The organism is Magnetospirillum fulvum, assembly GCF_900108475.1.
Taxonomy (GTDB): Bacteria; Pseudomonadota; Alphaproteobacteria; order Rhodospirillales; family Magnetospirillaceae; genus Phaeospirillum; species Phaeospirillum fulvum_A.
The window spans coordinates 59,986-79,126 of sequence record NZ_FNWO01000007.1; the positions used below are offsets into that span (position 1 = coordinate 59,986).

Annotated in this window: 13 protein-coding genes and 1 tRNA gene; 7 read left to right on the forward strand and 7 right to left on the reverse strand. The window is 63.1% G+C overall.

The genetic code is table 11. The annotated features are described in order from the left end of the window. The first annotated feature begins 68 nt into the window (after positions 1-68). On the forward strand, positions 69-1,262 hold the full coding sequence (locus BLW40_RS09870) for an MFS transporter (protein ID WP_074768073.1): 1,194 nt from the start codon (positions 69-71) through the stop codon (positions 1,260-1,262). A 29-nt stretch (positions 1,263-1,291) separates the two neighbouring features. On the opposite strand, the gene BLW40_RS09875 is transcribed toward BLW40_RS09870, so the two are convergent. After that, positions 1,292-3,835, reverse strand: coding sequence for an EAL domain-containing protein (locus BLW40_RS09875; protein WP_074768075.1), 2,544 nt, complete (start codon positions 3,833-3,835; stop codon positions 1,292-1,294). 208 nt (positions 3,836-4,043) lie between these two features. Between BLW40_RS09875 and BLW40_RS09880 the strand changes: the two genes are divergently transcribed. The 5 genes from BLW40_RS09880 to BLW40_RS09900 all read left to right on the forward strand — a co-directional run bounded on the left by BLW40_RS09880 (position 4,044) and on the right by BLW40_RS09900 (position 11,260). After that, positions 4,044-4,826, forward strand: coding sequence for an Hpt domain-containing protein (locus tag BLW40_RS09880; RefSeq protein ID WP_074768077.1), 783 nt, complete (start codon positions 4,044-4,046; stop codon positions 4,824-4,826). A 145-nt stretch (positions 4,827-4,971) separates the two neighbouring features. Beyond that, entirely contained in the window at positions 4,972-6,150 is a 1,179-nt protein-coding gene (locus tag BLW40_RS09885; protein WP_074768079.1) for a phosphoserine transaminase, read from the forward strand. 66 nt (positions 6,151-6,216) lie between these two features. Continuing rightward, positions 6,217-7,794, forward strand: a complete 1,578-nt coding sequence (serA, locus tag BLW40_RS09890) for a phosphoglycerate dehydrogenase (protein WP_074768081.1) — start codon at positions 6,217-6,219, stop codon at positions 7,792-7,794. Between the two features lie 157 nt (positions 7,795-7,951). Next, a complete protein-coding gene (locus BLW40_RS09895; RefSeq protein ID WP_074768083.1) occupies positions 7,952-9,154 on the forward strand; it encodes a pyridoxal phosphate-dependent aminotransferase in 1,203 nt (400 codons plus the stop codon). 189 nt (positions 9,155-9,343) lie between these two features. Then, complete coding sequence (locus tag BLW40_RS09900; protein WP_074768085.1) at positions 9,344-11,260, forward strand: PAS domain S-box protein; 1,917 nt, start codon at positions 9,344-9,346, stop codon at positions 11,258-11,260. 11 nt (positions 11,261-11,271) lie between these two features. On the opposite strand, the gene BLW40_RS09905 is transcribed toward BLW40_RS09900, so the two are convergent. Then, the gene (locus tag BLW40_RS09905) at positions 11,272-11,871 is read right to left on the reverse strand and encodes a GNAT family N-acetyltransferase (RefSeq protein ID WP_074768087.1); all 600 of its coding nucleotides are present in this window, start codon (positions 11,869-11,871) and stop codon (positions 11,272-11,274) included. Beyond that, the gene (locus BLW40_RS09910; protein WP_074768298.1) at positions 11,868-12,758 is read right to left on the reverse strand and encodes an N-formylglutamate amidohydrolase; all 891 of its coding nucleotides are present in this window, start codon (positions 12,756-12,758) and stop codon (positions 11,868-11,870) included. Before BLW40_RS09910 ends, BLW40_RS09905 begins: the two co-directional genes overlap by 4 nt. 374 nt (positions 12,759-13,132) lie before the next feature. Between BLW40_RS09910 and BLW40_RS09915 the strand changes: the two genes are divergently transcribed. Further along, a tRNA-Val gene (locus tag BLW40_RS09915) sits at positions 13,133-13,207 on the forward strand. Between the two features lie 201 nt (positions 13,208-13,408). On the opposite strand, the gene trpE is transcribed toward BLW40_RS09915, so the two are convergent. The 4 genes from trpE to kdsA form a co-directional block, all read right to left on the reverse strand. Then, the gene (gene trpE, locus BLW40_RS09920; protein WP_074768089.1) at positions 13,409-14,926 is read right to left on the reverse strand and encodes an anthranilate synthase component I; all 1,518 of its coding nucleotides are present in this window, start codon (positions 14,924-14,926) and stop codon (positions 13,409-13,411) included. A 2-nt stretch (positions 14,927-14,928) separates the two neighbouring features. Further along, positions 14,929-16,800: a peptidyl-prolyl cis-trans isomerase gene (locus BLW40_RS09925; RefSeq protein WP_074768091.1), complete on the reverse strand. Its 1,872-nt coding sequence runs from the start codon at positions 16,798-16,800 to the stop codon at positions 14,929-14,931. 193 nt (positions 16,801-16,993) lie between these two features. Further along, on the reverse strand, positions 16,994-18,271 hold the full coding sequence (gene eno, locus BLW40_RS09930) for a phosphopyruvate hydratase (protein WP_074768093.1): 1,278 nt from the start codon (positions 18,269-18,271) through the stop codon (positions 16,994-16,996). A 22-nt stretch (positions 18,272-18,293) separates the two neighbouring features. Then, a complete protein-coding gene (gene kdsA, locus BLW40_RS09935; RefSeq protein ID WP_074768095.1) occupies positions 18,294-19,139 on the reverse strand; it encodes a 3-deoxy-8-phosphooctulonate synthase in 846 nt (281 codons plus the stop codon). Positions 19,140-19,141: the final 2 nt, after the last annotated feature.

The following is a 19,141-nucleotide window of genomic DNA, read 5'->3' on the forward strand; positions in this document are numbered from 1 at the left end:
TAGTCAAGTTGCGCCTGAACCACGGCTGGCGCACAGTGCCGCCGGTTTCATCCCGGAGGTTTACGATCATGGAATTCGCGCCGGCCCCCACGATTTCCCCTGCTTCGGCGCGGGCATCGCTGGCCTTTTCCTGCGCCGGTCATGCCTATTCCCACATTTTCGAACCGATTTTCTTCATTGTCGCCCTGGTGCTGCCGGGCGAGTTCGGCATGTCGTATGAAGAGGTGCTGACCCTCATCATCGCCGGAAAGCTGCTCTATGGTCTGCTCGCCCCGCTGGCGGGATGGCTGGGCGACCGCTGGAGCACGGTCGGGATGATGGCGCTTTACTTCCTTGGCCTGGGCGGAGCGGCGGTGGCAGCGGGACTGGCGACCGGGCCGCTCAGCCTTGCGGTCGCGCTGGGTCTGGTCGGGCTGTTCGGCTCGATCTATCACCCGGTCGGCATTTCGTGGCTGTTGAGCAACGCGATCGACAAGGGCAAGGCGATCGGCATCAACGGGGTGTTCGGCGGCGTCGGCCCGGCCCTGGCCGGGTTGACGGCAGGCTTCCTGATCGCACTGTGGGGCTGGCGCGCCGCCTTTCTGATCCCCGGACTGGTGGTCGTCGCAACCGGGATCGTCTTTGTCATCTTTCTCGCCTGCGGTCTGGTGGTCGAGGCCAAAATCGACCGCAAGCCCGAACCGACGCCCCATCGCGGCGACACGGTGCGGGCCGGATTGGTGCTGTCGGTAACGATGTTGTGCGCCGGGCTGATCTATCAGGCGACCCAGCCGGTGCTGCCCAAGCTGTTCGAGGAACGGCTGGGCGAGACTGGAATCCTGGCGGCGGCGGGCGGCGTGACCGTGGTCTATCTGCTGGCCGGGCTGACCCAGATCCTTGCCGGTCATCTCGCCGACAAGATGTCGCCGCGGCGGATCTATGTCGCGGCGGCGCTGTTGCAGGTACCGATGCTGATCGGGCTGGCCTATGCCTCGGGACTGGGGCTGCTGGTCGTCGCGACCCTGGCCGTCGTCTTCAACATGGCGGCGATCCCGGCCGAAAACCTGCTGCTGTCCCGCTACAGCCCGCCGGGATGGCGCGGCACCGCGCTTGGCCTCAAATTCGTCCTGGGCTTCGGCGTGTCGGGTCTCGGCGTACCGATGGTGTCGTTGATCCGGGGCAGCACCGGCAGCTTCGAACTGGTGTTCCTGATTCTGGCAGGGGCGGCCTTGGTGATCGCGGCGGCGGCGGCGTTGCTGCCCACCGAACGCAAGACGGTCTGAGCGACATCACCGCCAAGGGAAATGTCGCCTCACATCTCGGTTCCGGCGGGGAGAAGATTGCGGTCGAACAGACTGATCAGATCCTCGCCGGACACCGGGCGACTGACGAGAAAGCCCTGGACCTCGTCGCAGCCGCGCGCCCGCAGGAAGTCGGCCTGGGCGATGGTCTCGACCCCTTCGGCAATCGCCTTCAGCTTCAGATTATGGGCAAGATTGATGATCGTCGAAACGATCGAGGCCCCTTCATCGGCAACGCTGCCGGTTTCGTTAAAAATATCGTGAATGAACGAGCGATCGACCTTCAATGCGTCGATCGGCATCTTCTTCAGATAGCTGAGGCTGGAATAGCCGGTGCCGAAATCGTCGATCGAAATCCGCACCCCCATCGTCCGCAAGTCGCGCAACACCTCGGCAACTTCGTCAACCCGCTGCATCAACACCGATTCGGTCAGTTCCAGTTCGAGGAATTGCGGCGGCAAAGCGGTATCGCGCAAGGCGCGGCCGACGACATCGGGAATGTCGGTCTCGTGGAATTGCAGAGCCGAAACATTGACGGCGATCCGCACCGGCGGCAGACCGAGATCGAGCCAGTGGCGGCATTGGCGGCAGGCCTCGCGCAGCACCCATTCGCCGATTTCGGAAATCACCCCCATATTCTCGGCCAGCGGGATGAACTCGGTCGGCGGAATCAGCCCCGATTCGGGATGGTGCCAGCGGATCAACGCCTCGACCCCGGACATCCGCCCGCTGATCAGATCGACCTTGACCTGATAGACCAGACGGAACTGATTGCGAACCAAAGCGTGCCGCAGCGCGGATTCCATGCTGAGTCGCTCGAACGAGCGGGCATTCATCGCCGGGGAATAGAGCTGGAAGCCGTTGCGGCCGATATCCTTGGCCCGGTACATCGCGGTGTCGGCGTTTTTGATCAACGCCTCGATTCCGGGACCGTTATCGGGAAATACGGCGATCCCGATCGAGGCGGTGACATAGAGTTCGTGATCGTTGACGACGATCGGCTGCTTGATCTGGGTGAGCAATCGTTCGGCAAGACGGGCGGCGGTCTCGATCTGCTCGATCTGTGGTAACAAAATGGTGAATTCGTCGCCGCCCATCCGCGCCACCGAATCCCCTTCACGGAGGCAGCGACTGAGACGACCGGCGATTTCGACCAACACCTGGTCGCCGATTCCGTGCCCAAGCGAATCGTTGATCCGCTTGAACAGATCGAGATCAAGGACCATCACCGCCAGGACATGATTATAGCGGCTGGCATTGGCCAAGGCGAGTTGGAGCCGGTCAATAAACAACCTTCGATTGGGCAGCCCGGTCAGCACATCGAAATAGGCCAGATTCTTGATCCGCTCCTCGGTCCGCTTGCGCTCGCTGATATCGCTGAAGATCGCGGCATATTGCGAAACGTCGCCGTCTTCGTCGCGGATGACGTTGATCGTCAACCATTCGGGAAAAATCTCGCCATTCTTGCGCCGGTTCCAGATTTCGCCCTGCCAATGGTCGAAGCGGGCCAGCGAATCGTAAAGATCGCGATAGAACGACTCGGACTGTCGTCCCGACTTCAGCACCTTGGGGTTGTTGCCGATAATCTCTTCGGGAGAATATCCGGTCAGGTGAGTAAATGAAGGGTTGACGAACTCAACCTGAAACGAGGAATTGACGATCATCACCCCGTCAAGCGAGGCGTCGATCACTTTGCGCGCGACACTCAGATCGTGGCGAGCGCGCAGCAGCGCCTCGTCACGCTCGATCAACGCTTCATGCAGCCGATGGACATATTCGTATTGCAGCGTCGCCAGGATGTCGGAAAAGGACAGCACGCCATCGAGCCGTCCATCGGCGGCAATGACGCCGACATGACGGATACGGCGCGCTTCCAGCAAAGTCCGCGCCGCCAGCAGCGAATCATCGCAGCCGATAGTGACAAGGGGACGACTGGCGAGCGCGTCGATTGTCGCGGGTGGCGGGGCCGTTCCGCCGATCAGGCGCACGATGTCGCGCTCGGTGATGATGCCGAGACCACCCGTACCGCCCTCGACAATCGCGGAATCGGCCCGCGCCTCGTTGAGACGAGCCGCCGCCTGGGCCGGGCTGAGAGTCGCAGGTAAGACCAGCATCGGCCGCCGCAGCGCCGAACCGACCCGTCGCAGCATCAGGAAATGCTCGACCCCATGGCGCATGATAACGTCGGTCTGGCTGACGATACCGGTGGCGCGGCCGGAATCATCGATTACCACCAGATGGCGGACACCTTCGAGCCGGAACAGAATGCCGGCGTCGCCGATCGTGGCCTGCTGGTGAATGGTCTTGATCGGCGCACTCATCACGGCTGAGATCGGCCGATCCAGAGCGGTCGGGTCGGACAAATCCACCGAGAGAGAATCGCGCTCGGTCCAGATCCCGACCGGACGCCCCGCCTCGACAATCAAAATCGAACTGCACCGAGCCATCGACATCCGTCTGGCCGCATCGCGGACAGAGGTTTCGGGAGCGCAACTCAATATCTCGGTATGGACGATGCGCGCGATGGTCTGGTCCAAGGGCAAGTGCCGATCCACCTCGAGAAAGCCATCCCACCAGGAACGGAATTTATACGGTTTAGCGCCTTGCAGTTTCGCCGAAGCGCGCCCGCCACGCAACAGCGGCAACAGCCGTTTCTCCCGCCGCGAAAGGGAGGCCGTACACGAAAGCAATGGTCACGGTCACCGACGCTCGACTACACTGCGAACCGATTTCAATCACGTCGAATTCGAGGCGCATAAGGTCATGGCCGAAACGGGTAGCGGGCCGACAGAGGTCATCGAGCAGCTTCGGCGCGAGTTCGTCGATGAAGTGGCTGAGACGCTCCATGAGCTTGATGTTGCACTAGATTCCGCCCGCCACGGCCGGGCTGACCTGCCCTCGGTGATCACCGATTGCCGTCGCGCCGCCGTGACGTTTCGCGGTCAGGCCGCCAATTTCGCGATGCACCGGCTGTCTGCCGTCGCCCATCGGTTGGAAGAGTATCTGGCCAATGCTCCGGCGGTTGCCCCGCCCCGCTTATGGGACGATCTCGACGGCTATTTCGACCTGATGTTGAAGCTGGCCGAGGGAACGGCCGGAGCCAGCCAGGGCGATCCCGCCGCCTTGGTGCGGACCTTGCCGCCCAAGCTCGGCTTCAACCTCGCCGACATCGAAATCCGCGCGGTCGAAGTCCTGCTGGTAATGCCGCACGGCACCCAGACCCGCTATGTCGAGCGCGAATTGCAACAATGCGGCTATCGGGTCTCGATCGTGCCGGATTCGCTCCAGGCCTTCCCGGTGGTGGTGCAGACTAAGCCCGATCTGGTGATCATTTCGGCGATGATGCCCGCGCTGGAAGGAATCGATCTGGCGGTCGGCCTGTCGGCGATGCCCTCGACCCGCAATATCCCGCTGGCGGTGATCACCAGCCTCGATCCCGACGACGAGTCGCTGAAACATCTGCCCAAGCGCGTCCCGGTGCTGTTCAAGGGACCGAGCTTCGGCGACGACTTGTTCCGGGCGCTGGACAACCTGTTCCTGATCTGACGCCGGTCTGGCCGAAGCCCCGATCCCCCATTTGGGATGGGACAAAAATGTGACATTGACGGCCTTCCCCCGAGCCACATAAACTTCGCGCGGGCCACGGCCCCCCACCGGGCCGCGTCCCTTCTGCGAGGGAGGGTTACATCTTATGACCGATTTTCCGCGGCCGGACGTCCGGCCGAATAATCCCAATTTTTCTTCCGGTCCCTGTGCCAAGCGTCCCGGTTGGACGGTCGAGGCACTGGCGAACACCCCGGTCGGCCGTTCCCACCGTGCCAAGATCGGCAAGGCGCGGCTGGAAGAGGTGATCAACCGCACCCGTGCCGTTCTCGGCATTCCCGACGATTACCGCATCGGCATCGTCCCCGCCTCGGATACCGGCGCGGTGGAAATGGCGTTGTGGTCGCTGCTGGGCGCGCGCGGTGTCGATGCCCTGGCCTGGGAAAGCTTCGGCGAAGGCTGGGTCACCGACATTACCAAACAGTTGAAGCTGGCCGACACCCGCGTCCTGCGCGCCGGGTACGGCGAACTGCCGGATTTGGCTCAGGTCGATTTCGACCGCGACGTCGTGTTCACCTGGAACGGCACCACCGCCGGTGCCCGGGTTCCCAACGGCGACTGGATCAAGTCGGACCGGGCTGGCCTCACCATCTGTGACGCGACCAGCGCGGTGTTCGCGATGGATCTGCCCTGGGACAAGCTCGACGTCGTCACCTGGTCGTGGCAGAAGGTGCTGGGCGGCGAAGGCGCGCACGGCATGCTGGTGCTCAGCCCGCGTGCGGTCGAACGACTGGTGACCTACAAGCCGGCGTGGCCGTTGCCCAAGGTCTTCCGTCTGACCTCGGGCGGCAAGCTGAGCGAAGGCATCTTCAAGGGCGAGACGATCAACACGCCGTCGATGATCGCGGTCGAAGACCAGATCGACGCTCTGAAATGGGCCGAATCGATCGGTGGCCTGAAGGCCCTGATCGCCCGCTCCGAAGCCAATCTGGCGGTGGTGCAGGCGTGGCTCGATTCCTCGGACTGGGCCGCCAATCTGGCCGACGACCCCATGGTGCGGTCGTGCACCTCGATCTGCATCGCGATCAAGGCTCCGTTCTTCACCAAGCTTTCGGTTGAAGATCAGGCCGCGGCGGCGAAGAAGATCGTCTCGATCCTGGATAAGGAAGGGGTCGCCTACGATATCGGCGCCTATCGCGACGCTCCGTCCGGCCTGCGCGTCTGGGGGGGCGCGACGGTCGAAACCGCCGACGTCAAGGCCCTGCTGCCCTGGCTCGATTGGGCCTTCGCCCAGGTCAAGGCGGAATTCGAACCCAAGGCCGCCTAAGCAAAAAGACAGTCACGGACGCCGCTTCAACCGGAGCGGCGTCCGCCTTCCATCGGGGGACCATCCATGCCGAAAGTTCTGATCAGCGACAAGCTGAGCCCCGCCGCCATCCAGATTTTCAAGGATCGCGGCATCGAGGTCGATGTCAACACCAGCCTGTCGCCCGACGAGTTGAAGGCTGTGATCGGCCAGTATGACGGCCTCGCCATTCGCTCCAACACCAAGGTTACCGCCGAGGTTCTCGCCGTCGCCACCAATCTGAAGGTGGTGGGCCGGGCCGGGATCGGCGTCGATAACGTCGATGTTCCCGCCGCCACCGCGCGCGGCATCGTGGTGATGAACACCCCGTTCGGCAATTCGATCACCACCGCCGAACATGCCATCGCGATGATGTTCTCGCTGGCCCGCGACATCCCCCAGGCCAATGCCAGCACCCATGCGGGCAAGTGGGAAAAGTCGAAGTTCATGGGCGTCGAGCTGACCGGCAAGGTGCTGGGCATCGTCGGCTGCGGCAATATCGGCGCGATCGTCGCCGACCGCGCCCAGGGGCTGCGGATGCGGGTGATTGCCTATGATCCGTTCCTGTCGGCCGAGCGGGCCAAGGAACTGAACGTCGAGAAGGTCGAGCTGGACGAACTGTTCCCGCGCGCCGACTTCATCACCTTGCACACCCCGCTGACCGAAGCCACCCGCAACATCATCGACGCCAAGGCGATCGCGAAGATGAAGAAGGGCGTGCGGATCATCAATTGCGCCCGTGGCGGCCTGATCGTCGAAGACGACCTGAAGGCGGCGATCGAATCCGGCCATGTCGCCGGAGCCGCGCTTGACGTGTTCAAGGTCGAACCGGCCAAGGAAAACCAGCTGTTCGGCAACGACAAGGTGGTCTGCACCCCGCATCTCGGTGCCTCGACCTCGGAAGCGCAGGAGAACGTCGCTCTCCAGGTCGCCGAGCAGATGGCCGATTACCTGCTGACCGGGGCGGTCACCAACGCGCTGAACATCCCCTCGGTTTCAGCCGAGGACGCGCCGAAGCTGCGCCCCTACATGACGCTGGCCAACCAGTTGGGCAGCTTTGCCGGGCAGTTGACCGAAACCGGCATCCGCGACGTCAAGATCGAATATATCGGCCACGTCGCCACCCTCAACACCAAGCCGCTGACCGCGATCGTGCTTGAAGGGCTGTTGAAGCCGATGAACGAGACGGTCAACATGGTCAATGCCCCGGTGGTGGCCAAGGACCGCAACATCAAGGTGTCGACGGTCAAGACCGACAGCGTCGGCGATTACCACACCCTGATCCGCGTTACCGTCACCACCGATCAGCGCGAGCGTTCGGTTGCTGGCACCCTGTTCGGCGGCGACAAGCCGCGTCTGGTCGAGATCAAGGGGATTTCGATCGAGGCCGAACTCGGTCCCTACATGCTCTACGTCACCAACCAGGACAAGCCCGGCTTCATCGGTGCCCTGGGCTCGCTGCTGGGACAAAACGGCGTCAACATCGCCACCTTCCATCTCGGCCGCGCCGCGCCGGGGGGCGATGCGATCCTGCTGACCCAGGTCGATCAGCCGGTGGCCCCCGATCTGCTGGAAAAGGTTCGCGCCCTTCCGCAGGTGGTTCAGGCCAAGGCTCTGGCCTTCTAATCCGGCCCCCCTCGTTCCGCATCGGCGGGACGAGGGGGTTTTTTCCGATCGCTCGCCCTGCGCCACGCGGCCCTCTGGCATGCTTGCGCTTGCCTGCGACCGATTAGGGGCGTACTTTCGCCCCCCGCGTTTCCCCCTTTAGTCCGAGGCCAACTCCATGTCGTTCATCGCTGACCGGCTGTCCGCCATCAAGCCGTCTCCGACCATTGCGGTCACCCAGAAGGCCGCCGAGTTGAAGGCCGCCGGCCGTGACGTGATCGGCCTGGGAGCGGGCGAACCCGATTTCGACACTCCCGAGCATATCAAGACCGCCGCCGCCGTCGCGATGGCCGCCGGGAAGACCAAATACACTCCCCCGGCCGGGACTCTCGACCTGCGTCAGGCGATCGCCGCCAAGTTCAAGCGCGAGAACGGGCTCGACTACACCCCGGACCAGATCACCGTCGGCGTCGGCGGCAAGGGCGTGATCTTCAACGCCTTCATGGCCACCATCAATCCCGGCGACGAAGTCGTGATCCCGGCGCCCTATTGGGTCAGCTATCCCGATATCGCCCTGATGTTCGGCGGCGTCCCGGTGTTCGTCCCCTGCGCCGAAGAGCACGGCTTCAAGCTTCAGCCCGCCGACCTCGAACGGGCGATCACGCCGAAGACGAAGTGGCTGGTGCTGAACTCGCCGTCCAACCCGACCGGCGCCGCCTATTCCGAGGCCGAGTTGAAGGCGCTGACCGACGTTCTGCTGCGTCATCCTCATGTGTGGATCATGTCGGACGACATGTACGAACACCTGATCTATGACGGCTTCAAATTCACCACCCCGGTCCAGGTCGAACCGAAGCTGAAAGACCGCACCTTGACGATGAACGGTGTGTCGAAGGCCTATGCGATGACTGGCTGGCGCGTCGGCTATGCCGCCGGTCCGCTGCCGTTGATCAAGGCGATCAACATGATCCAGTCGCAATCGGTCAGCCACACCGCGTCGATCAGTCAGGCGGCGGCGGTCGAAGCCCTCAACGGTCCGCAGGACTTCATCCCGAAGAACGCCGAGATCTTCAAGGCGCGGCGCGATCTGGTGGTCGGCCTGCTCAACCAGTGCCCGGGCATCACCTGCCGTACCCCGGAAGGCGCGTTCTATGTTTACCCGTCCTGTGCGGGCGTGATCGGCAAGACCGCTCCGTCGGGCAAGGTGATCGGCAATGACAGCGAGTTCGTTTCCGAACTGCTGGAAGCCGAGGGCGTCGCCGTGGTTCAAGGTGCCGCCTTCGGTCTGGAGCCGCATTTCCGCATCTCCTACGCCACCTCGACCGAGGCGTTAACCAAGGCGTGCGAGCGGATCAAGCGTTTCTGCGAAAGCCTTCGTTAGGCCCTGTTTCACGCGGGAGGGTTGGGGGAATTCCCCCAGCCCTCTTCTATCGCAGGAGAGATCGGCTCTTCCTTTCTTCAACCGCACCGCAACAACGCTACTCCCCTTGAACCTTGCGTTCGAACGAGTAATGTACGGTAAAGGGATGGGTTTTTCCCCATTCTGCGGTCAAGGAGGGGGAAGACAGCGATGCCGACCCCGAACGAGAATTTGCCGATTAGCAATGAAGGGCTGCAATCGCTCAACGAAGAGCTGCATGCCGTCAATGAAGAGCTTCAGTCCGTCAACGAAGAATTGACGGCGAAGGTCGAGGAGCTGACCCGTCTCAACGACGACCTCGACAATCTGATTGCCGCCACCGACATCGGCACCATCTTCCTTGACCTGACCGGGCGCATCCGCCGCTTCACCCCGATCGCGGCCGTGTCGATCGCCTTGGCCGAGGCCGATATCGGCCGAAGCATTTTCGATCTGACGCTAAACCTCGACTATCCCACCTTCGACGACGATCTCCGCTCCGTGCTGGACGGCGGCCCGGCAATCGAGCACGAAGCCGTCAGTACTGGCGACGGTCAGGTGATGATGGTGCGGATTCGCCCCTATCGCACTGGGCGCTCGGCCCTAGCCGGGGCCGTGCTGACCTTTGTCGATGTCACCCGCCTGACCGCAGCGGAAAAGCGGTTACAGGTCTATATCAATTCGCTGCCGCATCAGGTCGCGGTGATCGATTCCGACGGGATCATCCGGCTGGTCAATGCGGCCTGGGCCCGCTTCGCCGCCGAAAACGGGGGGCGGCCCGATCTGATCGGGGTCGGCAACGATTACCTCAAAGCCTGCGATCCCAGGGCCGACGGGGGGGCCGTCTCGGCCGGTGTCCGCGCCGTTCTGCTCGGTCAGGCCGAGACCTTCAGTTGGGAATATCCCTGTCACTCGCCCCGCGAATTCCGCTGGTTTCTGATGAATGTTGCCCCGGTCCAAGGCGGAATCGGCGGCGCGGTGGTCAGCCACATCAACATCACCGACCGCAAGCGGATCGAAGAGGATCTTCGTCTCGCCGCCAGCGTGTTCGAAAACAGCGGCGAAGGGATCGTCATCACCGATGCCCAGGAGCGGATTGTCTCGGTCAACCGTGCCTTCACCGAAACCACCGGCTACACCCCCGAAGACGTGATCGGCCGCACCCCGCGAATGTTCGTCTCCAGCCGCCACGATTCCGCGTTCTACCGCGATATGTGGAACGAGCTGAGTACGTCGGGAGTCTGGCGCGGCGAAGTGTGGAACCGTCGCAAGGGCGGCAAGGCGTTTCCGGTCTGGCTGACGATCAGCCATGTCATGAACAGCGACGGCACCATTTGCAACCATGTCGCGGTGTTCAGCGATATCAGCGACCGCAAGGAAAACGAGCGCCGCCTGCTGGCGATCAATGCCGAACTGGAACAATTCGCTTATGTCGCCAGTCACGACCTGCGCGAACCGCTTCGGATGGTCACCTCCTATCTGGGCATGATCCAGCGGCGGATCGGCACGGACATCGACCAGGACACCCGGGATTACATGGCTTTCGCCGTCGATGGGGCGCGGCGAATGGACAATCTGATCCTCGACCTGCTCGAATATTCGCGGATCGGTCGGGTGTCGCGACGGCCGAAGCGGTTTTCGCTCAGTCGGACGATCGAACGGACACTGTCCAACCTCAAGGTCGCGATCGAGGAAACCAATACCGTGATCGCCACCACCGGCGACGATCTGGTCGCGGAAACCGACGAAGACGATTGTCTGCGGGTGCTGCAAAACCTGATCGCCAACGCGATCAAATATTGTCCACCCGACCGCACGCCGATGATTTCAATCTCGTGCCGGACCGAGGGCGACCTGATCGCCATTACCGTCGCCGATAACGGCATCGGCATTCCCGAAAACCAGTTCGAGCGCATTTTCCGGATGTTCCAGCGCCTGCACGGCCGCGAGGATTACGGCGGCGGCACGGGTATCGGGCTGGCAATCTGCAAGAAGAGCGTGGAACGGATGGGAGGAACCATCCAGGTCGAGTCTGTTCCCGGAGTCGGATCGAGCTTTACCTTCACCCTGCCCGCCGCTGCGGTCTAATCCTCCGGGCCTCACACCATTTCCTCGTCGTGGAAGCACGATTGCGGCAATGGCGGCGCGACGCTTCCGTCCGGCAAGGGCCGGTCGTCTCCGCCCAGCACCCGGTGCATGATTACGGCGTCGATCCAGCGGCCGAATTTCAGACCGACCCCGCGCAGCACCCCTTCCTGCCCGAACCCGCGCGAGCGATGCACCGCGATCGAGCCGTGATTACCGGAATCGCCGATCACCGCGATCATCTGCCGGTATCCCAACGCGGTACAGCGCTCGATCAGGGCCGACAGCAAGGTGCCGCCAATCCCCCGGCGCACCACGAACGGCGCGACATAGATCGAATCCTCGACGGTATAGCGATAGGCCGAGCGCGGACGGAACGGACCGGCATAGGTATAGCCCAGCACTTCGCCATGCTCCTCGGCGACCAGATAGGGCAACCCGCGCGACAAAACGAAGCGACGCCGGTTCTTCATTTCCTCGACGTCGGGAACCACCTCCTCGAACGAGGCGGCAGTGCGGGTGACGTAAAAGGAATAGATCGCCTGGATTGCCACCATGTCGTCTTCGGTGGCATCGCGGATCGTCACCGGCAACGGAGAAGAGGGCGGGCTCATATCGGCTTTCCTTCGGCGGCAAGAGTGGCCAGGGCCTCGACCACCCGGTCGATATCGGCACGGACCTGTTCGAATCCGGGGCCGTGCTGATGCAGGGCCTCGTCCATATAGAGCGCCCGATTCAGTTCGATCTGAAGGGCATGACTGGCCTGACGCGGTCGGCCATAGGCTCGGGTCAGATAGCCTCCGGCATAGGGAGAATTGCGGACGACCCGATAGCCCAAGGCCCGAAACGCGGCCTCGGCGGCAGAGGTGAACCGGGGCGAGCAGGAATCGCCATAGCAATCCCCCAACACCACATCGACCCTTGATAGGCCGGAATCGCGGTCCATCGGCCCGCCCACCGACGGCATCGAATGGCAATCGACCAGCAGCGACCAGCCAAACGCGGCCTGGGTCGCCTCGACCAATTGGCGGAGACGACGGTGATAGGGGTGGTAGCATTGAGCGATGCGGCGCTCGGCCTCGGCCACCGGAATTTTCCCGGCATAGATTTCCGATCCGCTGGCGACCACCCGGGGAATCGTCCCCAGACCGGCCAGAACGCGGGGAGAGCGGGTATTGGCGTTAAGCGGCAGCACCCCGGTGAACATCGCCGGATCAAGCTCGCACGGTTCGCGATTGACGTCGCAATAAGCCCGCGGGAACAGCGCGTACAACAGCGGCGCCCCCCGATCCACCACCCCTTGATACAATTCGTCGATGAAGCTGTCTTCGGACCGGCGAAGAGCCTGCGGATCAAGCCGGGATCCGGCAATGAATGAATCAGGATAGCCTCGCCCGGAATGCGGGGAGGAGAAGATCAACGGGACGGTCTGGTGCTCTGGCGCCAGAACCTTGAGAACGTCGTCGTCATCGACGGCGAAAGGGATCGTGGTGGTATCCATGGCCTCGTCCATCTTGTTTAACAGGTCGCGAGGCGGCTGTCATACCTCCTGTTCACTCCAGCCACGCCGCAATCGATACCGGATCGCTGTCGGAAGCACTTGCAAAGCAGCGGGAACGACGCTAAAAGAACCTCCCCCGGCCACCACCGGGGCGGCTCCTCCGGGAACCGAGACCGTTTCTTCCGCTTCGTGTTTTTTTCGTTGCGTCGGAAGGAAAGGTCGAGTAAGAAAGCGGCCCCGGCAACGGGGTGAGGTAACAAGTCGAAGTAACCCGGCGGCGATAGCAAAGCAAAAGTGCTTGCAAATGAGCCAAAGGTCAGCTAAATAAGCGGAACACAAGGCCGATGCTCAATAGAGCATAATTCTTGTAGTACGGGCGGTTAGCTCAGCGGGAGAGCACTACGTTGACATCGTAGGGGTCACTGGTTCAATCCCAGTACCGCCCACCATGAAAGCCTCAAGGGAAACCTTGAGGCTTTCGCCATTTCTGGGCTATACACACCCCAGGCAAAACCTCACATCGCCCCTCCGAAGGATCGGAGGCGAAGATCAGGGCTTCTCAGACAGAGAGAGGCGACGGGTCGGGAGATGCGCCCCCTGAACCAAGCCGCATCGGATTCGACGCGGCTTGGCCTTTCCAGGCGGTTCGACTAGCGGGACTGGGTGTAGTCGTAGGCGTCCTCGGCGGCGCGGACCAAGGCCCGGGCCTTGTTCATGCATTCCTCATGCTCGGCCAGCGGCACCGAATCCGCCACGATCCCCGCCCCGGCCTGGACGTACATCGTGCCATCCTTGATCAGGGTGGTGCGCAGGGCGATACAGGTATCCATATTCCCGTTACAATCGAAATAGCCGATCGTTCCGGCATAGAACGACCGGCGCTCGCTTTCCAATTCGTCGATGATCGACATCGCCCGAATCTTGGGCGCGCCCGAGGTGGTACCGGCCGGGAACCCGGCCATCAGGGCGTCCATCGCATCGCAACCGTCGCGCAATTGTCCTTCGACATTGGAGACGATGTGCATCACATGGGAATAATACTCGACCACCATCTTGCGGGTGACGGTGACCGATCCGATCGAGGCGACACGACCAACATCGTTGCGGCCGAGATCGAGCAGCATCAGATGCTCGGCCAGTTCCTTGGGATCGGCCAGCAGATCGGCAGCCAGGGCCTCGTCCTCGGCCGGGCTGGCTCCACGCCGACGGGTTCCGGCCAGCGGGCGGATGGTGACCTTGCCGTCTCTGAGGCGGACCAGGATTTCCGGGCTGGAGCCGACCAGTTGGAAATCGCCAAAATTGAGGAAGAACAGGAACGGGCTGGGATTGAGCCGACGCAGCGAACGATAGAGCGAAAACGGCGGCAGATGGAACGGCACCGCCAGACGCTGCGACAGCACCACCTGGAAGATGTCACCGGCGGCAATGTATTCCTTCGCCTTCTCGACCATCCGGCAATATTGGTCGGGCGTGATCCGCGGCTCGGGGATCGGCTGATGATTGTCCCGTCCGCCGACGGTGTAAGCCAGCGGCAGCGGACGCTCCAGCGCCTCGACCACATTCGACAGCCGCTCGCAGGCGAGATCCCAGGCAGCCTGGGCATCGACGCCGGGACGCGGCCAGACGGGAGCCACCGCCGTCAGGGTGCCGTTGACATTATCGAACACCGCCATCATCGACGGACGCATATAGATGCCGTCGGGGATGCCGATCGGATCGGGATTGGTGTCGGGCAGACGCTCGGCCAGCCGCACCATGTCGTAGCTCATATAGCCGATCAGCCCGGCCGACATCGGCGGCAGGTGGGGCGGAATGTCGATCCGGCTTTCGGCGACCAGCGCCCGCAGGCTGTCGAGGGCGCCCGACTGTTCCGCGACCGGACAGGGGACGAAGCCGTCCTGGCCCGAGCGAACATTGCGATTGATCCAGGCGCGGTTGCCCTCGCAGCGCCACAGCAGATCCGGCTTCATCCCCAGGATCGAGTACCGACCCTTGATCGCGCCACCTTCGACGGATTCCAACAGAAAGGAGTTGGGCTGGCCGTTGGCGAGCTTGAGGAAGGCGGAAACCGGTGTTTCGAGATCAGCGACCAAGACCCGCCAGACTACCTGCGGCCGACCGGAATCATAGGTCTGGGCGAAGGTGGAAAAAGCGGGCTGGAGCGTCATGATTACTCTTCGTTGCTGAGTTGCTGCTTATCCACCTTGACGCCAATCGAGGCATTCAAGGCGGCGATGAATTGGTCGGCGATATCGTTGGCGACACCTTGCGAGACACGGCGGCGACCGGATTCGACAACCGGGGAAGAGGGGTCGGCGGTAAAGGGAATCACCTCGGCCAGACGGGCAACCAGGGTGGCACCGGGCAGATCGCCGGTGACGACGTCGCCCGGCTTGACCCCGAACAGACCGGTGACCAGAGCGGGCGGGAGGGTGACCCCCTCGCCGCCTTCGCGGGCAAACGGCTTGGTCTTGTCGGCGCGCAGATTGGCCGACTGAGCCACGGCGGCGATGCTTTCGCCCGACTTCACTCGCTCAAGCAGGCGCTGGGCCTTGTCGTGGGCGACTTCGTGACGGCGTTCGGCCTGCCAGCGGGCCACGACCTCGGCCTTGATCTCGGCGAGCGGACGCGGGGCGGGCGGGGTCACCTGATCGACGCGCAGCAGGAAATAGCCGTTCTCGGGCACTTCGGTCAGCGGGCTTTCGGTGCCGAGATCGGTGTGGAAGGCGACGTCGAGGAACTGGTCGGATTTGGGCAGATCGGCGACCGGCTTGCCGTTGGTGCCGCGCCCCTGGGCATCGACCGCCGCGACCTTCGCCACCTTGAGGGAGAAGCGGGCCGCCGCTTCTTCCAGGGTGGCTCCACCGCCCAGCGCATCCTCGACCTTGTTCGACAGTTCGGAAAGCCCGTCGAGCGACTTCTCGCGGCGCAGATCCTGTTCGACCTTGACGCGGACATCGGCGAAGGGCTGGACCCGCCCGGGCTGAACCGCGCCGACGCGGACGACATGCCAGCCGAGCGCGGTCTTCACCGGCTGACCGGTCGCGCCGGACTCGATCCGGAACACCGCATCGGCCAGACCCTCGGGCAGATCGCGGCGTTCGACCCAGCCGAGGTCGATGATATCGCGGCCCAAAGCCTTGGCGATCGCGGGCAAATCCTTGCCCTGGCCCTGCAATTCATAGGCGCGGGCAACGTCGGACTGGCCATCGACGACGATCTGAGCCACCTGACGGCGCTCTGGCGTCGAGAATTCCTCGGCCCGCTGCTGATAGGATTCGCGGACCATCGTCTCGTCGATGTCAATGCCAGCCGAGATGTCGGAGGGGCGCAACAGCAGAACGGTCAGGGCACGGAATTCCGGGGCCATGAAGCGGGTGGCGTTGGCGCTGTGATAGGCTTCGAGCGTCGCGGCATCGGGGGCTGCGGGCAGCGGCACGCTGTCATCGGCAACGAGAAGGGTCTCGGCAACCCGGCGCTCTTCGCGCCAGCGCAACAGCGGGTCGGCCATCGACACCGGGGCCTGGATACCACTGGCCAGCGATTCCGCCATCTGATTGCGGATCATGTTGCCGCGTTCGGCGCGAAGGAACATCTCCTCGCTCATCCCGACACGGGACAGGCGCGAGCGGAACTGATCGCGGTCGAACTGACCGGTCGGGCCACGGAACGCGGGATTGGCGGTCACCCGGCGCAGGATCACGTCATCGACCGCGACCAGACCCAGGCCGCGACCGGCTTCGTCGATCAGCGAGCGGGTGATCACGGTATCAATGGTGCGATCCATGATCCCGAGCTTGCGCGCCTCTTCGGCGGTCAGCTTGCCGCCGAACAGCGGTTGCAGACGTTCGATCTCGCGCTTGAATTCGGATTGGACCTCGGTCGCCGAGACGGCGGTACGGCCGACCTCGATCGCGGGTCCACGGCTGGCACCGCCGCGAACGACATCGCCCACCCCCCAGACCACGAAACTGAGAGCCAGCAGGGCGAACAGCAGCCTGACCACCCAGGTCTTCGAGAATTTGCGAAAAACGTCGAGCATCGGCGTTGACTGTGTCCCGGTTGGGGGGAAGGGACGGCGGCGCCACCCGTGCGGGAAGCGTCTTTCGCCAGGGAAACCGCATCATAAGGAGGGGAAAGAGCCCCCGCAACATGGAATTGGCGCGGAAAGCAAGCCCTACCCCAGAGGGAATAAGACCGGAAAGGATCCCCTCTCCGGTCCTATTCTTTTCGGATCAGCGGCGACGGATCGCCGTTCCGGCGAAGCGGGCGGCGGTGCCCAGCTGTTCCTCGATGCGGATCAGCTGGTTGTACTTGGCGATACGATCGGAGCGCGACAGCGAACCGGTCTTGATCTGGCCGCAATTGGTGGCGACAGCAAGATCGGCGATCGTCGAATCCTCGGTTTCGCCCGAACGATGGCTCATCACCGCGGTATAGCCGGCCTTGTGAGCCAGTTCGACCGCTTCCAGGGTCTCGGACAGGGTTCCGATCTGGTTGACCTTGACCAGGATCGAGTTGGCCAGGCCCTTCTCGATGCCCATCGCGAGGCGCTCGGGGTTGGTGACGAACAGATCGTCGCCGACCAGCTGAACCTTCTCGCCCAGGGCTTCGGTCAGCAGCGCCCAGCCTTCAAGATCGTCCTCGGCGCAGCCGTCTTCGATCGAGATGATCGGATAGGAATTGACCAGCTTGCTGTAGAACTTGACCAGACCCTTCTGATCGAAGGTCTTCTTGGCCCCTTCCATCACATAGGAACCGTCCTTGTAGAACTCGGACGAAGCGGCATCGAGCGCCAGCACCACGTCGTCGCCCGCCTTGAACCCGGCGGCCTCGATCGCGCTCATGATGAAATCGAGAGCCTGCTCGGCGCTCTTCAGGTTGGGAGCGAAGCCGCCTTCGTCGCCGACATTGGTGTTGTGACCGGCCTTCTTCAGGGTCTTCTTCAGGGCGTGGAACACCTCGGAGCCGATCCGGATCGATTCGGCGGCGCTGGAAGCCCCCACCGGCATGATCATGAATTCCTGGATGTCGATCGCGTTGTCGGCATGGGCGCCGCCATTGATGATGTTCATCATCGGCACCGGCAGGGTCGAGGCGAACGCGCCGCCGACATAGCGATAGAGCGGCAGGCCGGATTCGTCGGCGGCAGCCTTGGCGGCGGCCAGCGACACGCCGAGGATCGCGTTGGCACCCAGACGGGCCTTGTTGGGGGTCCCGTCGAGATCGATCATGGTGTTGTCGAGCAGAAGCTGCTCTTCGACATCCATGCCGGCCAGGGCGTCATAGATCTCGCCATTGACCGACTCGACCGCCTTCTGCACGCCCTTGCCGAGATAGCGGGACTTGTCGCCATCGCGCAGTTCGACCGCTTCGTGAACCCCGGTCGAAGCCCCCGACGGCACGGCGGCGCGGCCCAGGATGCCGGTTTCGAGAACGACATCGACTTCAACGGTAGGATTGCCGCGCGAATCAAGAATTTCACGGGCGTGGATATCGACAATGGCGGTCATATGACCTCTCCCCCTTGCAGAATTACTCGATGGAAAGCGGATGGCACTTGGCCGTGGCGTCGAGCATCATCAACATCTCGATCAGCGCGGGCATCGCCGACAACGGAATCATGTTCGGGCCGTCCGAAGGGGCCCGATCTGGGTCCGGATGGGTTTCGATAAACAGACCGGCAACACCGACGGCAACGGCGGCGCGGGCCAGGACCGGAGCGAAGCGGCGATCACCGCCCGAGGAGCCGCCCTGCCCGCCCGGAGCCTGCACCGCGTGGGTCGCGTCCATGATCACCGGCCAGCCGGTGCGGGCCATGATCGGCAAGGCCCGCATGTCGGTGACCAGGGTATTATAGCCGAACGAGACACCCCGTTCAGTCAGCATGATCCGCGAATTGCCGGTGCTTTCGATCTTGGCAGCGACGTTGGCCATGTCCCAGGGTGCCAGGAACTGACCCTTTTTGACGTTGACCACCGCGCCAGAGCGCCCGGCGGCGATCAAAAGATCGGTCTGACGGCACAAGAAGGCGGGGATCTGGAGCACATCGACTGCCGGAGCGACGGCGAGAATCTGTTCCTCGGTATGGACATCGGTTAGAACCGGCAGACCGAGGCGGCCGCGAATCTCGGCGAAGATCGGCAGGGCCTTGTCCAGCCCGATGCCCCGCTGCCCGGCCAGACTGGTGCGGTTGGCCTTGTCGAACGAGGATTTATAGACCAGTCCGATCCCGGCGGCGGCGGTGATCTCCTTCAACGCCTGGGCACACTCGATCGCGTGGTCCCGGCTTTCGATCTGACACGGCCCGGCGATCAGGACCAGCGGCAGATCGTTGCCGAAGACGATAGAGGGCGTGACGGCAACGTGGTGGCAAGTCATGC

Excerpts from the sequence above, each read along its gene's own strand:
- BLW40_RS09870 (WP_074768073.1), top strand. The coding sequence starts at position 69 with ATGGAATTCGCGCCGGCCCCCACGATTTCCCCTGCTTCGGCGCGGGCA.
- BLW40_RS09880 (WP_074768077.1), top strand. The coding sequence starts at position 4,044 with ATGGCCGAAACGGGTAGCGGGCCGACAGAGGTCATCGAGCAGCTTCGG.
- BLW40_RS09885 (WP_074768079.1), top strand. The coding sequence starts at position 4,972 with ATGACCGATTTTCCGCGGCCGGACGTCCGGCCGAATAATCCCAATTTT.
- serA (WP_074768081.1), top strand. The coding sequence starts at position 6,217 with ATGCCGAAAGTTCTGATCAGCGACAAGCTGAGCCCCGCCGCCATCCAG.
- BLW40_RS09895 (WP_074768083.1), top strand. The coding sequence starts at position 7,952 with ATGTCGTTCATCGCTGACCGGCTGTCCGCCATCAAGCCGTCTCCGACC.
- BLW40_RS09900 (WP_074768085.1), top strand. The coding sequence starts at position 9,344 with ATGCCGACCCCGAACGAGAATTTGCCGATTAGCAATGAAGGGCTGCAA.
- BLW40_RS09905 (WP_074768087.1), bottom strand. The coding sequence starts at position 11,871 with ATGAGCCCGCCCTCTTCTCCGTTGCCGGTGACGATCCGCGATGCCACC.
- BLW40_RS09910 (WP_074768298.1), bottom strand. The coding sequence starts at position 12,758 with ATGGATACCACCACGATCCCTTTCGCCGTCGATGACGACGACGTTCTC.
- trpE (WP_074768089.1), bottom strand. The coding sequence starts at position 14,926 with ATGACGCTCCAGCCCGCTTTTTCCACCTTCGCCCAGACCTATGATTCC.
- BLW40_RS09925 (WP_074768091.1), bottom strand. The coding sequence starts at position 16,800 with ATGCTCGACGTTTTTCGCAAATTCTCGAAGACCTGGGTGGTCAGGCTG.
- eno (WP_074768093.1), bottom strand. The coding sequence starts at position 18,271 with ATGACCGCCATTGTCGATATCCACGCCCGTGAAATTCTTGATTCGCGC.
- kdsA (WP_074768095.1), bottom strand. The coding sequence starts at position 19,139 with ATGACTTGCCACCACGTTGCCGTCACGCCCTCTATCGTCTTCGGCAAC.